The 14644-nt window shown below is 66.0% G+C and carries 15 protein-coding genes and 1 tRNA gene; 6 read left to right on the top strand and 10 right to left on the bottom strand.

What is annotated here, in order from left to right; translation table 11 throughout:
• From arsB to chrA, 4 genes are all read left to right on the top strand, one after another.
• Positions 1-828, top strand: an 828-nt coding sequence (gene arsB, locus VGE49_RS00145) for an ACR3 family arsenite efflux transporter (protein ID WP_331032566.1), incomplete at its 5' end; no start/stop codon positions are given.
• Complete coding sequence (arsN2, locus tag VGE49_RS00140) at positions 828-1268, top strand: arsenic resistance N-acetyltransferase ArsN2 (protein ID WP_331032565.1); 441 nt, start codon at positions 828-830, stop codon at positions 1266-1268. The genes arsB and arsN2, both read left to right, overlap by 1 nt.
• Positions 1265-2011, top strand: coding sequence for an arsenical resistance protein ArsH (arsH, locus tag VGE49_RS00135; RefSeq protein WP_331032564.1), 747 nt, complete (start codon positions 1265-1267; stop codon positions 2009-2011). The genes arsN2 and arsH overlap by 4 nt, the downstream gene beginning before the upstream one ends.
• Before the next feature lie 136 nt (positions 2012-2147).
• Complete coding sequence (gene chrA / locus VGE49_RS00130; RefSeq protein ID WP_331032563.1) at positions 2148-3359, top strand: chromate efflux transporter; 1212 nt, start codon at positions 2148-2150, stop codon at positions 3357-3359.
• Between the two features lie 40 nt (positions 3360-3399).
• On the opposite strand, the gene VGE49_RS00125 is transcribed toward chrA, so the two are convergent.
• Complete coding sequence (locus VGE49_RS00125; RefSeq protein WP_331032562.1) at positions 3400-3618, bottom strand: GDCCVxC domain-containing (seleno)protein; 219 nt, start codon at positions 3616-3618, stop codon at positions 3400-3402.
• A 274-nt stretch (positions 3619-3892) separates the two neighbouring features.
• Positions 3893-4285, bottom strand: coding sequence for a hypothetical protein (locus VGE49_RS00120; protein WP_331032561.1), 393 nt, complete (start codon positions 4283-4285; stop codon positions 3893-3895).
• Positions 4286-4422: 137 nt separating this feature from the next.
• On the opposite strand from VGE49_RS00120, the gene VGE49_RS00115 reads away from it, so the two are divergent.
• Complete coding sequence (locus tag VGE49_RS00115) at positions 4423-4872, top strand: MerR family transcriptional regulator (protein WP_331032560.1); 450 nt, start codon at positions 4423-4425, stop codon at positions 4870-4872.
• Positions 4873-4933: 61 nt separating this feature from the next.
• On the opposite strand, the gene VGE49_RS00110 is transcribed toward VGE49_RS00115, so the two are convergent.
• The 6 genes from VGE49_RS00110 to clpX form a co-directional block, all read right to left on the bottom strand.
• Positions 4934-6076, bottom strand: coding sequence for a PepSY-associated TM helix domain-containing protein (locus tag VGE49_RS00110; RefSeq protein ID WP_331032559.1), 1143 nt, complete (start codon positions 6074-6076; stop codon positions 4934-4936).
• Positions 6058-8220, bottom strand: a complete 2163-nt coding sequence (locus VGE49_RS00105; protein WP_331032558.1) for a TonB-dependent receptor — start codon at positions 8218-8220, stop codon at positions 6058-6060. The genes VGE49_RS00110 and VGE49_RS00105 overlap by 19 nt, the downstream gene beginning before the upstream one ends.
• 348 nt (positions 8221-8568) lie before the next feature.
• A tRNA-Val gene (locus tag VGE49_RS00100) sits at positions 8569-8645 on the bottom strand.
• A 42-nt stretch (positions 8646-8687) separates the two neighbouring features.
• Complete coding sequence (locus tag VGE49_RS00095) at positions 8688-8963, bottom strand: HU family DNA-binding protein (protein ID WP_331032557.1); 276 nt, start codon at positions 8961-8963, stop codon at positions 8688-8690.
• 121 nt (positions 8964-9084) lie between these two features.
• A complete protein-coding gene (lon, locus tag VGE49_RS00090) occupies positions 9085-11484 on the bottom strand; it encodes an endopeptidase La (RefSeq protein WP_331032556.1) in 2400 nt (799 codons plus the stop codon).
• Between the two features lie 369 nt (positions 11485-11853).
• Positions 11854-13122 (bottom strand): ATP-dependent Clp protease ATP-binding subunit ClpX, encoded by a 1269-nt coding sequence (clpX, locus tag VGE49_RS00085; RefSeq protein ID WP_292037519.1) that lies wholly within the window; start codon positions 13120-13122, stop codon positions 11854-11856.
• Positions 13123-13357: 235 nt separating this feature from the next.
• Here clpX and VGE49_RS00080 point away from each other — a divergent pair, with 235 nt between their 5' ends.
• Positions 13358-13963: an HAD-IB family hydrolase gene (locus VGE49_RS00080; protein ID WP_331032555.1), complete on the top strand. Its 606-nt coding sequence runs from the start codon at positions 13358-13360 to the stop codon at positions 13961-13963.
• A 9-nt stretch (positions 13964-13972) separates the two neighbouring features.
• Here the strand turns inward: VGE49_RS00080 and VGE49_RS00075 are convergent, their stop codons facing one another.
• Together VGE49_RS00075 and VGE49_RS00070 are read right to left on the bottom strand one after the other, a co-directional pair.
• Entirely contained in the window at positions 13973-14293 is a 321-nt protein-coding gene (locus VGE49_RS00075) for a hypothetical protein (RefSeq protein WP_331032554.1), read from the bottom strand.
• Positions 14294-14383: 90 nt separating this feature from the next.
• The coding region (locus tag VGE49_RS00070) for an ATP-dependent Clp protease proteolytic subunit (protein WP_331032553.1) at positions 14384-14644 on the bottom strand (261 nt) is incomplete at its 5' end.

The following is a 14644-nucleotide window of genomic DNA, read 5'->3' as shown; positions in this document are numbered from 1 at the left end:
GTGCTGCTGCTGTCCCTGTTCCAGAACTGGGTGCTGGGACCGGTGCTGATGTTCGCCCTGGCGGTCATCTTCCTGCGCGACCAACCGGAATACATGACCGGAGTCATCCTGATCGGCCTGGCCCGCTGCATCGCCATGGTGCTGGTCTGGAACCAGTTGGCGCGCGGCGACAACCAGTATGTGGCGGGCCTGGTCGCCTTCAACTCGATCTTCCAGATCGCCTTCTTCAGCCTCTACGCCTGGCTGTTTCTGACCGTGCTGCCGCCCCTGTTTGGGCTGGAGAGCAGCGTGGTCGATGTCAGCGTCTGGACCATCGCCGGCGCCGTTCTGGTCTATCTGGGGCTGCCCTTTCTTGGAGGCTTCCTGACCCGGCGCACCCTGGTCGCGAGGAAGGGAAACGACTGGTACGAGACGCGCTTCCTGCCGCGCATCGCGCCGATCACCCTGATCGCCCTGCTGTTCACCATCGTCGCCATGTTCAGCCTGAAAGGCGGCGAGGTGGTCGCTCTGCCGCTGGACGCCCTGCGCATCGCCGTCCCGCTGACGATCTACTTCTTCGTCATGTTCGTGGTCAGCTTCCTGATGGGGCGGCTGATCGAGGCGGACTATCCGCGCACGACGGCCCTGGCCTTCACCGCCGCCTCCAATAATTTTGAACTGGCGATCGCCGTCGCCATCGCCGCCTTCGGGCTGGCCTCGCCGGTGGCTTTCGCCGCCGTCATAGGCCCGCTGGTCGAGGTGCCGGTGCTGATCCTGCTGATCTCGGTCGCCCTTTGGCTGGGCCGCCGCTACTTCCCCGCGACCGCCCCGAAGAAGGACCTCTGCTGATGTCCTTCAACGTCGAGGCCTTGTCCGAGCCCACGCCCGACCTGATCGCTTCGCTGGAGGCTGCCGGCCTGCCGACGGATGACCTCCATGAGCCCGGTCGACGCTTCTACCGCTTCGAGGATGACGCCGGGCTGATCGGCTACGGCGGGCTGGAGCAGGTCGGTCCCGACGTCCTGATCCGCTCCATGGTCGTCATCGACAGCCGTCGCGGCGAAGGCCACGGCTCTGCAACCCTGTCCTGGCTGGAAACCGAGGCGGCCGAGCAGAATGCGTCCGGCCTCTACCTGCTCACGACCTCGGCGACCGCCTTCTTCCAGCGGCACGGCTACACCGCCTTGCCTCGATCAGCCGCGCCGACCGCCATGGCCGCCTCCAGGCAGTTCAGCGCCCTGTGCCCGGCCTCGGCGGCTTTCATGTTCAAGGAGTTGCGTCCCCAATGACCCGCCTTCGCGCCCTGCCCGATCCCGACCACATGCCCGCGCTGGACCCTACCTACCTGTCCAGCCGCCCCGCCCTGGGCCTCGGCCCGAACGATCATCCGCCCCGCATCCTGCTGCTCTACGGGTCGCTGCGGGATCGGTCCTTTTCCCGCCTGTGCGTCGAGGAGGCCGCGCGCCTTCTGCGCTTCATGGGTTGTGAGACGCGCATCTTCGATCCCTCCGACCTGCCTCTGACGGATCAGGTCGACTACGACGACCATCCCGCCGTCCACGAACTGCGCGAACACGCCCTGTGGTCCGAAGGCATGGTCTGGAGCAGCCCCGAGCGCCACGGCCAGATTTCCGGGATCATGAAGCTTCAGATCGACCACCTGCCGCTGAACATGGGCGGCATGCGCCCGACCCAGGGTCGCACCCTGGCGGTCATGCAGGTGTCCGGCGGCTCGCAGAGTTTCAACGCCGTCAACACCCTGCGCCTGCTGGGCCGCTGGATGCGGATGATCACCATCCCCAACCAGTCCAGCGTGGCCAAGGCCTTCATGGAATTCGACGACAATGGCCGCATGAAGCCGTCCAGCTACTATGACCGCATCGTCGACGTGATGGAGGAGCTGGTGCGCTTCACCGTCCTGACCCGCGCCCACGCCGGCCAGTTGGTGGACCGCTATTCCGAGCGGAAGGCGTCAGGCACGCCCATTGATGCAGCCAACGACCTGTCCGCCATCGCGATCAGGTCGGCTTAGCGCCATGAGCCGTCCTTCGGTGTAATCCGCATGTCGAACGGTCTGACGAGACGAGTTTTGAAAGGGTGCTGCCCTGCGAAAGAAGCCATAATGCCGCCGCTGTGGTGAAGGCCCCCAGGAGATTGGCTGTGTCCCGATGACGTCCGACGGCCCTGGCGAGCTTCGCCCTCCGCATCTGAGTTACGGCGCCCTCTTCCTGCAGTTCCTGCGTTTCGGCGTCCTGGCGTTTGGCGGTCCGGTCGCGCAGATCGCCATGATCCGACACAGGCTGATCGACGAAGGCCGGTGGATGTCGAGCGAGCGCTTCAACCGGCTGCTCGCCGTCCTTCAGGTCCTGCCTGGGCCCGAGGCGCACGAGCTCTGCGTCCACCTGGGCATGAGGGCGAGAGGCCGGATCGGCGGCGTCCTCGCCGGGCTCGGCTTCATGCTGCCCGGCTTCGTGCTGATGCTGGGACTGGCCTGGCTCTATTTCTCGATCGGCGTGAAGTCGGGCTGGATGACCAGCGCCTTCATCGGGGTCCAGATCGCCGTCCTGGCCGTGATCGTACGGGCCGCCCACCGGATCGGCCGGCACGTCATGGTCGACCGCAGCCTCTGGCTCATCGGCGCCGCCAGTTGCGCGGCCTCGCTGCTGGGCGTGAGCTTCTGGCTGATCCTGCCGGCGGCGGGCCTGGCCTATGCCCTGGCCCAAAGCGGCCGCCGCCTGGCAGCGGCCGCGCTCTTCATCCTGACGCTCTCGATCGGGCTGGCGGTGCGCTACGGACTCAACGACCACAGCGCCCCCCTTGTCACGGCGGCGGGCGTCAGGCCGATGAGCGCGTCCGTCGCCGCCCTCTTCTTCACAGGTCTGAAGGCGGGACTGCTGACCTTCGGCGGCGCCTACACCGCCATCCCCGTCATGCGCGCCGACGCCGCGAGAGGCGGCTGGATCAGCGTCGGCCAGTTCCTCGACGGCGTCGCCCTGGCCCAGGTGATCCCGGCGCCCCTCATCATCTTCGGAACCTTCGTCGGCTATGCCGGCGGCGGTTTTCCGGGCGCGCTGGCGCTGACGGCGGGCATCTTCCTTCCGGCCTTCAGCTTCTCCCTCATCTTCTATGATCGCCTGGAGCTGGTTCTCGAGAACAGGTCGCTGCACGCCCTGCTGGACGGCGTCGCCGCCGCCGTCGTGGGACTGATCGTCGCCACCGTCCTTCAGCTGGGGGCTTCTCTGGTCGACACGGCTCCCTACTGGCCTCTGGCCCTGGCGATCTTCGGCGCCGCCCTGGTCGCCGCCTACCGCTGGCGGGCGCAACTGGCGATACCCGTCACCCTGGTCCTGGCCGGTCTGGCCGGCGCCCTCGCCTTCTGAGGGTCGTCGCCGTGGGATTGCCCCTGTCGCTGACCGATCCCTAGCCGCAACAGCCCTTGCCATCCTCCTGGATCGGCGGACAGGGCACGTCGGCGTAGGAACAGAAGACGCAGCAGTCGCCGGGCAAGGGCTTCAGCTTCTCGCCGCAACCGAGGCAGTCGTAGAACCAGATGCAGGCGTCAGTGGGCATGGTTTCGGTCGCGACATGACCGCAATGCGGACAGGTCAGCGTGGATTGGAGCAGGATGGTCGCGCTCATTTGCCGGGCGCCTCAGGGCTTTCTTTACAACCGCAAGAGCCGTCGATGCGGCATGCGGGCTCGGCCCGACGGGGGCGATACAGGGCGGCGGCCGCCCCGAGAAGAATGACGACCAGTCCCCCGCAGACGACGGCGTCCCAGTTCCGGCCCAGCGCCAGCCCGAGACCGCCCAGGGTCGCTCCGCCGATCAAAAGTACGGCAGCCGGCACGGCGCAGCAGACCGCACAGGCGCCGGCCAGACCGAGAACCGCCCATCGCGGCCTGAAGCGGCCGCTCATCGCAGAGCCTGCAGCAGGGCCGGTTCTATACGCGGCCACAGCAGGGCGAGCGCCAGCAGACCCGTCGCAATCATCATCATGATGAGGGTGGACCTTGCCGGTCGCAGGCGGCGGTTGAAGGTGCGCCACGCCAGCCAGGCCCAGGCGGCGACCACGATCATCACGGCGACGGCGGTGATCCAGACATGGGCGCCGGACAGCCAGGCCAGGACGCCGCCGAAACCCGCCAGGGCGATGATAGGCAGGGCCAGCGGCACGACGCAGCAGGCCGCACAGGCGACGACCGCCCCTGAGGTCGCCACGATGGAGCCGACGCCGACCGCCTTCTGGTCCACGCCTCCCTTGGCCTGATCGGCCTTGAGCGGCGAACTGGGATTGAGAGACGTCATGATCAACAGCATCCACAGGTTTGAGCCAGGGTCGAGCGACCCGCAGAGTTCGAACTGGGCGCAGCGCGCCGATCCGTTGGACGGTTTGTAGGACTTAAAGTAACTTGAGGTTCAAGCCCTATTCGTTGAGGACCCAAATGGACCGCGAGCTTTCGATCGGCGCCCTCGCCAAGCGCAGCGGCGCGACCCCGCCGACGATCCGCTACTACGAACAAATCGGGCTGGTACGCCGGGCCGAGCGCCGTGACGGAGGTCATCGCACCTATGGCGACGCCGATCTCCAGCGACTGACCTTCATCCGTCGATGCCGGGAACTCGGGTTCCCGATCGAGCAGGTCCGCAGCCTGATCGATCTGCTCGAGAACGGCGGCGACCATTCCTGCCTCGATGCGCGCGACCTCGCCCGCCAGAATCTGAACGTCGTCCAGACGAAGCTCGCTGAACTCAAGGCGCTCGAAGCGGACTTGTCGAAGCTCGTGAGCGACTGCGACGCCGCCTGCGTCAGCGGCCCCAGTCCGAATTGCGCGATCCTGGAAGACCTGGCGCAGACGCGACAAAAGTCGTGCTGCGGACCGAAGGCCGCCTGAGGGACGAGAGAAACGGCCTGGCCAAGCGTCGCCTTCTGGCGCGCGCCCCTCCCCGCCCGTCTCAGTCTGGCGAAGCTCTACCCGCTCCAACATCTTGGACAGGCCGCGCTCTTGGGCGTCGCCGCTTCGGAAGCCCGCTCGGATTGGACCAGAAGGTCACGACGGCCAGAGAGCCCAGAAGGGTCAGCGCCACACCCGCGATCGCGACGACGAGCCTGTAGGCCAGGCCCCCGACCTTGGCCGCGTGGATCGGGTACTGGGCGTTGACCACCCGCAGGCCCAGAGGCAGGGCCAGGGCGTCGCGCGTCCCGAGGATCCGCCCGTCGGAGGGATCAAACCAGACCTGGGTCCGGCCGTTGGGCAGCCATTCCGCCGCCCGCCGCATCCGCAGGCCGATGAGACCGCCCGGCTTGGTCGGCAGGGAGACGATGCGCAGCTCGGCGTCGGGGAAACGGCCTTGCGCCGCGGTCATCATGGCCGACCAGTCCAGATCGGCGGATAGCGGCCCTCCCTCATGCTTCGGCTGGGCCATGGCCGCTTCCAGATCCACGCGCGGCGACAGGGCCTTGGCCAGGCCGTCATACAGGGGCGACAGCGCCACAATCGCTCCCGTCGCCAGCACGACGGCCAGCACCGGCGCGCTCCACACCCCCATGTCTCGATGGTGTTTGACGATCCCCGGCCGCTTCCAGGTCCTGGGCAGGACCGCGAATACGAAGGTCCGCCGCGTCGGCCACCACAGGATCACCCCGGTAATGACGAAACCCAGCCCCGCTAATCCCGCGATCCCGGCGATGGTCTTTCCCGTGTCGCCGATCAGCAGATAGTGGTGCAGGTCGAACACCCACAGTTCGGGCCGCGCCCACAGGCTGTACCAGCGCGCCACGACCTGTCCCGACTGGGCGACATAAGCGCCGCGCGTCTTGTCTTCGTAGTTCAGGCGGTGAACGCCCAGCCGGTCAGTCGCCAGGACGACCGAACGCGGTCGGTCCGACGACGCGAACGCCCGATCCAGCGCCGCCCCGATGATCTTCGGGTCCGAAACCCGCGCCTCGGCGGCGTGAGGCACGACGGCGCGCAGCCAGTCGTCCTTGAACACCAGAACGGTTCCGGTCAGCCCCAGGACGAACAGCAGCAGGCCGATCAGCCCCCCGGTCCAGCGATGCGCCAGTCGGACCAGACGCATCAGAAGCGACGGTCCCATCCGAGGGTGAAGGAGCGGCCCCGGCCGGCGAAATAGCGCAGGTTGTCGGTCGGATTGCTGGTGTCGGAGCTGTAGGTCACATAGTCCTCGTTGAAGAGGTTCTGGACCGCCAGCGACACGCCGCCAATGGCGAAGTCGTAGCGCAGATAGGCGTCGGCCACGGTGTAGCCTTCGAAGTTGTTGCGCACGTCGCCGCCTTCGAAGTCCCGCGCCAGATAGGCCTGGACCTGCAGACGCGCCGACAGCGGGCCGTTGGCGTAGACGGCGGCGGCGTTGATGCGGTCCGGCGAGATGTTGGCCCCGTCCAGATCGCGGTCCACCCGGCCGTCGTCGTTGGTGTCGGTCTGACCGCGCAGGCGGGCGTAGCCGGTCGAAACCGTCAGTCCCTCGATCGGCGTACGCGCGCGCAGGTTCAGCTCCAGGCCCTCGATCTCGACCGCCTGGCGCTGGACGTCATAGACGCCGTCGGCGTTGCGAACGAGGAACTGACCCAGGTCCGAAGAGGACCAGAAGTAGGTCGCCCCGGCTTCGAACGGACCACGCTTCACCTCCAGCCCGATCTCCTGATTGTCCGAGACGACTGGACTGATGTCGAGGAAGCTTTCGACCTTGACCCCATCGACGTTGATGGAGCGCAGGATGCGTCCGACGTCGGGCACGGTGTAGCCCTCGGCGTAGCTGACGTAGGCGCGCACGCCGTCCAGCGGTTCATAGACCACGCCGCCGTTGACCAGGGTCGCCTCGAACTTGGGCTTGCCGCCCGTGACCCGGCGCGAGCCGTAGGAGGCCAGGGTGGTGAAGTCGTCGATCGACAGTTCGACATTCTCCTGACGCACGCCGCCGGCCAGGCGCACCTTGCCGTCGAACAGGCGCATGTTGGCCTGAACGAAGGGGGCGACGCTCTGGAACTCGGTCGGCGGCACCCAGGCGCGATTGGTGGCGATCATCAACTGCTCGGTGCGGTCCTTCATGGCGTCCAGACCCAGGGTCGCCGTCAGCCCCGGCACGCCCGGCACCGCCCGCTCAAAGCTGGCCCGCGCGCCCAGCTTGCGCGAGCGGTTCGACGACTGATCGAACAGGGTCCCGATGGGGGCGATGCTCGCGTCCTGGAAGGTCGCGGAGCGGTCGCCGCCGAAGGTGTCGCGCGTGCGGTTGAAAAAGACCTGGGCGTTGAAGTCGCCGCCCCAAAGGTCGCTGTCGGTCAGCGAGGCCGAGACGGTCTCGACCCGGTTGGCGGCGGGTTCGCCCTGAACCTGCCCGCGCATGCTGCTGGCCGGACGACCGATGAGGCGATCGCCCGCCACGACCACATAGTCGCCGTCGCCCTTCAGCTCGAAGCGATTGGCGAGCAGATCGAGGCGAACCGTGTCCGTCAGGTCCCAGCCGAAGCGGCCGAAGAAGGACAGGGCCTTGGAATCCTGCACCTCGCCCTGGGTGTTATCGACGCCGACCCGGCGCCCGTTGGCGTCGTAGAAGGCGCCGCGCTGGTCGTAGGCCACGCCGAATACGCCGTCGAAATCGCCCTGGCGATAGGCAGCCAGACCGCCCAGCTTGGCCCCGATCCCGTCGCCTTCCGGCCCACCCGAACTCGAGACCTGGGCCAGCATCCGACCGGTCAGGCCATCCTCGGTCGGCGCCCCGACCGTCACCTGATTGACCACCCCGCCAGTGGCCCCAATGCCTTGCAGGGCGTTGGAGCCGTAGATCAGCTCCACCCGGTCGATGAAGAAGGGGTCAATCGTATAGCCGTCCCGCGAACCGTCGCGGATCGGCGTAGATTGCGGAATGCCGTTGATGGCGAAAAGCGGCGACCGGCCGCGCAGGCTCTCGCCCGAGCCGGTCAGCTTCTGTCGCGTCGGCGAAAAAGACGGAGACAGGGTCGCAACCGCATCGATCACCGAGCCGCTGATGGCCACCTGTTCCGCCAGGGCCTTGCGATCGATGACATCCACCGTCATCGGCAGGGCGCTGGCAGGCAGGATCGTCCGAGCCGCCGTCACCACCACCTCATCGACCGTGCTGACCGCCGACTCCTGCCGCGCCGTCTGGGCGGCGGCTGTCGATGCGAGGGCCGTCCCTGCCAGCAAGGCTGCGACAAGGCTATAGGATCGGCGCGGCGACGGGGCGGTCGAGGGGAAGGACATCGGAGACTCCTGAAGAAGCCCCGCGCTTAAATGCAATTGCGAGCGATTTGCAACACCAAACTACCCGAACTGCGGATTGCGCAATGTGGGTATGGCGACGCAGCCTCATAAAGTCCTGCCTAGAGCGGCGCGCCAGGTCACCGAAGCGCGCGCATGCGAGAACTTGATCAAACTCGGATGATCGCCTCGGCTCAGAACACGCCTTAGGGCTCCAAACCGGTTCAGGACATTTCAGCGAAATCCGCAGAAACTGCCCCCCTATTGCCCCCCTTGACCCAAATTACTCCGAACCCGGAACAATCTGACTCGCCAAAATCGGTATAATATGCTGATTTTACTATGAAAATTTGGTAGGCGGCGACGGGTTCGAACCGCCGACCCTCTCGGTGTAATCGAGATGCTCTGACCAGCTGAGCTAGCCGCCCTCATGACGTTGTGCGTCAGGCGCGCTTCATGCCTGTCTCCGCTCAGCCGTTCAAGGCGCTTTTCAATCCTTCCCCAACCCGGAAGCGGGCGGTGCGCGACGCCGGGCGGGCGATGGTCTCGCCGGTTTGCGGATTGCGGGCGGTTCCGGCCTTGCGGTCGACGGCGATGAAGCTGCCGAAACCGACCAGACGCACGTCCCGGCCGCGCGTCAGCGAAGCGGTCACATTGTCAGTAAAGGCTTCCAGCGCCAGCCTGGCCTGGTCCCGGCTGATGCCCGCCGCCTCGGCCATGACGCCGATCAACTCTGTCTTGGTCATTGGTTCTGCTCCCCAGCATATTTCCCGGGGCGCACTTAAATCCTTCCTGAGGCGGTCGTCAAAAGCAACGCGACCCGGGTCGCCCCGGGCCGCGCGCTTGATCGTCTGGATGGTCGTCAGCCTAGTGGCTGACGGCGGTTCCGTCCTGGCTCGGCGTCGCCTGCGGCGCGGGCAGCAGAGGCTCGGCCGCCTCGTCCCACTCCACCGGGGTCAGCGTGCCCGTCAGGGCCCACTTCAGCGCCTCGTCAGCGGTCGAGATCGGGATGATCTCCAGCGCCGACTTCACGTTTTCCGGCACGTCCTCCAGGTCCTTCTCGTTCTCCTGAGGGATCAGCACCGTCTTCACGCCGGAGCGCAGGGCCGCCAGCAGCTTCTCCTTCAGGCCGCCGATGGCCGTGACCCGACCGCGCAGGGTGATCTCGCCGGTCATGGCGATGTCCTTGCGGATCGGGATGCCAGTCAGGACCGAGACCATGGCCACCGTCATGGCCACGCCGGCCGAGGGGCCGTCCTTGGGCGTCGCGCCGTCCGGCACGTGGACATGGATGTCGGTCTTCTCGAACACCGGCGGCTTGACGCCGAAGCTAAGGGCGCGGCTGCGGACGTAGGAGGCGGCGGCGGAGATGGACTCCTTCATGACCTCCTTCAGGTTGCCGGTCACGGTCATGCGGCCGCGGCCCGGCATCTTGATCGCCTCAATGGTCAGGATGTCACCGCCGAACTCGGTCCAGGCCAGGCCGGTGACGATGCCGACCTGATCCTCGGCGTCCGTCTCACCGTAGCGGAACTTCTTCACTCCAGCGTATTCGGCCAGCTTGGCCGCGTCGACGGTGATAGAGACGGCCTTTGTCTTGGCCATCTCACGCACGGCCTTGCGGGCCAGACCGCCCAGGGCGCGTTCCAGCGACCGCACGCCGGCTTCACGGGTGTAGTAGCGGATCAGGTCGCGGATCGTCTCTTCCGGGACGATCAGTTCGCCTTCCCTCAGACCGTGGTCCTTGAGCTGCTTGGGCAGGACATGGCGCTTGGCGATCTCGACCTTCTCATCCTCGGTGTAGCCGCTGACCCGGATGATCTCCATCCGGTCCATCAGGGGTTGAGGCATGTTGAGGCTGTTGGCCGTGGTGACGAACATGACCTGCGACAGGTCGTAGTCGACCTCGAGGTAGTGGTCGCCGAAGGTCGAGTTCTGTGCGGGGTCCAGCACCTCCAGCAGAGCCGAGGACGGGTCGCCGCGCCAGTCGGCGCCTAGCTTGTCGATTTCGTCCAGCAGGACGAAGGCGTTGGTCGTCTTCGCCTTCTTCATCGACTGGATGATCTTGCCGGGCATGGAGCCGATATAGGTCCGGCGGTGGCCGCGGATCTCGGCCTCGTCGCGCACGCCGCCCAGCGACATGCGGACATATTCACGCCCGGTCGCCTTGGCGATGGACTGGGCCAGCGAGGTCTTGCCGACGCCGGGAGGGCCGACCAGGCACAGGATCGGGCCCTTCAGGCTGCCGGTGCGCGCCTGGACGGCCAGATACTCGATGATCCGTTCCTTGACCTTCTCGAGGCCATAGTGATCCTCCTCAAGGATGTCCTCGGCCTTCTGCAGGTCGATGGGCTTGGTCTTGGCCTTGCCCCACGGGATCGACAGCAGCCAGTCGAGGTAGTTGCGCACCACGGTCGATTCCGCAGACATGGGCGACATGTTGCGCAGCTTCTTCAGCTCCGCCTCGGCCTTGGCGCGCGCTTCCTTGGACAGCTTGGTCTTGCGGATGCGCTTTTCGAGTTCCAGCAGTTCGTCGCGCGTGTCGTCGGTCTCACCCAATTCGCGCTGGATCGCCTTCATCTGCTCGTTCAGATAGTACTCGCGCTGGGTCTTCTCCATTTGGCGCTTCACGCGCGAGCGGATCTTCTTCTCGACCTGAAGGACGCTGATCTCGCCCTCCATCAGGCCATAGACCTTCTCCAGGCGTGCCGGCACGGCGATGGTTTCCAGCAGGCCCTGCTTGTCGGCGATCTTGACCGACAGGTGGGCGGCCACGCTGTCCGCCAGCTTGGACGGATCGCTGATCTGCGGGATGGAGCTGAGGGCCTCGGGCGGGACCTTCTTGTTCAGCTTCACGTAGTTTTCAAACTGTTCGATCACGGCGCGCAGCAGGGCTTCGCTCTGCGAGGCGTCGCCTTCCTCGTCGGCGATCTCGACGGCCTCGGCCTCGTAGTATTCCTCGCGGTCGGTGAAGCGCGTCAGGTGGGCGCGGCCCTTGCCTTCGACCAGCACCTTCACGGTGCCGTCGGGCAGCTTCAGCAGTTGCAGGACGGTCGCCAGGACGCCGGTCTGATAGATGGCGTCCGCCGCCGGGTCGTCATCGACGGAATTCTTCTGAGTGGCGAGCAGGATCTGCTTGTCGCCCTTCATGATTTCGTCCAGCGCCCGCACGGACTTCTCGCGTCCTACGAACAGCGGCACGACCATGTGCGGAAAGACGACGATGTCTCTCAGCGGCAGGACGGGGAGGATTTTGCTCTCGGTCATGATGCGTACTTTCCAGGGCCTTCGGAGATCTCCAGCCCGCCGCCCTGAAACGCCTCGGCGCGAATGCCGAGGCTCCTCAAGACGACCCGCCGATTCCAGCGGCTTTCGTGTGAGTATGTGGTTCGTGGGACGCCGGGTTCAAGCGTGGCGGTCGGATGGCCCACAGAAGCGTTGTTCAGCGGCCACGGTGGACGACCTGTTCGGCGCTGACCAGCCTTGGGGACGGATCATGCTTCGTGGACGGGTTGCGAGACGATCCTGTCCGGGACAGGTCTGTGGCGCTGAGGCCGCAAGTCGGCCCCTCGGAATGGAAAAAGGGGCGGGGCCGTCGCCGGCGCCGCCCCCCCCTGCCGACTGAGCATCGCCTGATCAGGCGGCGCCTTCGGCCTTCTTCTTGGAGCTTTCCGAATAGATGAGCAGCGGCTGGGCGCGGCCTTCGATCACCTCGGCGTTGACCACGACTTCCTCGACGCCTTCGAAGGTCGGCAGTTCGAACATGGTCTCCAGCAGGATGCCTTCCAGGATGGAACGCAGGCCGCGGGCGCCGGTCTTGCGGGTGATCGCCTTCTTGGCCACCGCCGACAGGGCGTCGTCGGTGAAGGTCAGCGTCACGTTCTCCATCTCGAACAGGCGCTTGTACTGCTTGACCAGGGCGTTCTTGGGCTCGGTCAGGATCGTGACCAGCGCCGCCTCGTCCAGGTCTTCCAGCGTCGCCAGAACCGGCAGACGGCCGATGAACTCGGGGATCAGGCCGAAGCGCATCAGATCGTCCGGCTCGACGCCCTTGAGGATGTCGCCCGTGCGGCGTTCGTCGATTTCCTTGACCTTGGCGCCGAAGCCGATCGAGGCCCCTGCCCCGCGCGCCGAGATCACCTTTTCAAGGCCGGCGAAGGCGCCGCCGACGATGAAGAGGATGTTGGCGGTGTCCACCTGCAGGAACTCCTGCTGCGGATGCTTGCGGCCGCCTTGCGGAGGCACGGAGGCGACGGTGCCTTCCATGATCTTCAGCAGGGCCTGCTGCACGCCCTCGCCCGACACGTCGCGGGTGATCGACGGATTGTCCGACTTGCGCGAAATCTTGTCGATTTCGTCGATGTAGACGATGCCGCGCTGGGCCCGCTCGACGTTGTAGTCCGACGCCTGAAGCAGCTTCAGGATGATGTTCTCGACATCCTCGCCCACATAACCGGCTTCGGTCAGGGTCGTGGCGTCGGCCATGGTGAACGGCACGTCGATGATGCGCGCCAGCGTCTGAGCCAGCAGCGTCTTGCCCGAGCCGGTCGGCCCGATCAGCATGATGTTCGACTTGGCCAGCTCGACGTCATTGTTCTTGGTCGCGTGGTTCAGGCGCTTGTAGTGGTTGTGGACGGCGACGCTCAGCACCTTCTTGGCGTGGCTCTGGCCGATCACATAGTCGTCCAGGACGTCGCGAATCTCCTTCGGAGTCGGAACGCCATCCTTGGTCGTCTTGAACGCGATCTTGTGCTCTTCGCGGATGATATCCATGCACAGTTCGACGCATTCATCGCAGATGAACACGGTCGGTCCCGCAATCAGTTTGCGGACCTCGTGCTGGCTCTTGCCGCAGAACGAGCAGTAGAGCGTGCTTTTGGCGTCTGTGCCGGCGGCTTTGGTCATAGACCCTTCTCACTCCCGCGATCCGGCCCGACATGGGACGGAAGGCGCTTACCTCGTCATTGATCCGTGAATCTATGCACGAAGGTCTTCAAAAAAAGACAATCACCCATCACACGTTCCGCCACAACCCTGTTGCGACACGACAATGCGCGAACAGGGACGGACAGGACAGTTTCTATGGGGATCACGGCTAATGTCTGACATGGGCGCCGCACAATCGTTTCGCCAGTCCCCCATGGGGAGCCGTCCGATCGTCGCTTTCGACTTCGACGGCACCCTGACGATTCGCGACAGCTTCACCGCCTTCCTGCGCTGGCGGGCCGGCGCGGCGGGCTGGGCCATCGGCCTGGCCAAGATGGCGCCGGCCCTGGCCGCCTATGTGGGCGACCGCGACCGGGGGCGGATCAAGGCCGCCTCCGTGCGCGAATTCCTGCTGGGCGTGGAGCGTCAGACGCTGGAGGCCGAGGCCGAACGCTATGCCGATCAGGTCTGGGACCGCTTCATGCGCCCCGACGCCCTCGCCTGCTGGAAGGCCTGGGGCGACAAGGGCGCGCACCGCGTCATCGTCACCGCCTCGCCTGAAACGACCGTCGCCCCCTTCGCCCGTCGCCTGGGGGCAGAGGGTCTGCTGGGGACCCAATTGGTGTTCGACGCCCATGACCGCGTCACCGGCGCCTTTGCGGGCGAAAACTGCCGCGGCGCGGAAAAGGTGCGCCGTCTGCGCGTCGCCTATGGCGACGACATGTCGCTGGCCGCCGCCTATGGCGACACCTCGGGCGACACCGAAATGATCTCCATCGCCGCGGAAAAAGGCTTCCGCGTCTTCACCGGCCGTCCCTGAGCCCCAAGCTCAATGGCCGTCGGCGTCCACGTCGAAGACCATGGGCTTGCCGCGCGAAGTCGGGTTCCACCCGGCCTCCATCGCCGAGGACACGGCGTTGCGAACCGCATCGACATTGACCCGCTGCTTCTCGACGTCCGGCCGGCCGTTGGGGCGCAGCGGCGGCGGGAACTGGATGATGGCTTCGCGCTTGAAGTCGACCAGGCACAGGGTGACGGCCATCCCCTCCCACTGCCCGCCCGACTTGGGTTGGGGCTGGCGGCGGATCTCCCACTCATAGATGTCGCCGCCGACTTCGACGGTGCCTTTGGAATCGCGCGTGTATTGCATGAGCGCCTGATAGCACGCGTCCTGAAACGATTCGAGGCGGAGCCCGTCGCCGGACCCCGCCTCGCTCATCTCAGAACCTGAACTTCAGGCTCAGACCGTCTTCACGCCATCGTCGTCGGCCTGGGTGCGCTTGTCGTAGACGTGGTCCACGATGCCCCAGGCCTTGGCTTCCTCGGCCGTCATGAAGTGGTCGCGATCCAGGGTGCGCTCGACTTCTTCATAGGTCCGACCGGTGTGGTGGACATAGATTTCGTTCAGGCGACGCTTGGTGGCGATGATGTCCTCGGCGTGGCGCTCGATGTCCGAGGCCGTGCCGCGGAAGCCGCCCGAGGGCTGGTGCACCATGACCCG

The sequence above is a fragment of the Brevundimonas sp. genome, assembly GCF_036405315.1.
GTDB lineage: Bacteria > Pseudomonadota > Alphaproteobacteria > Caulobacterales > Caulobacteraceae > Brevundimonas.
Note: the sequence above shows the minus strand (reverse complement) of the source record. Positions and strands in the feature narration are given on the sequence as shown.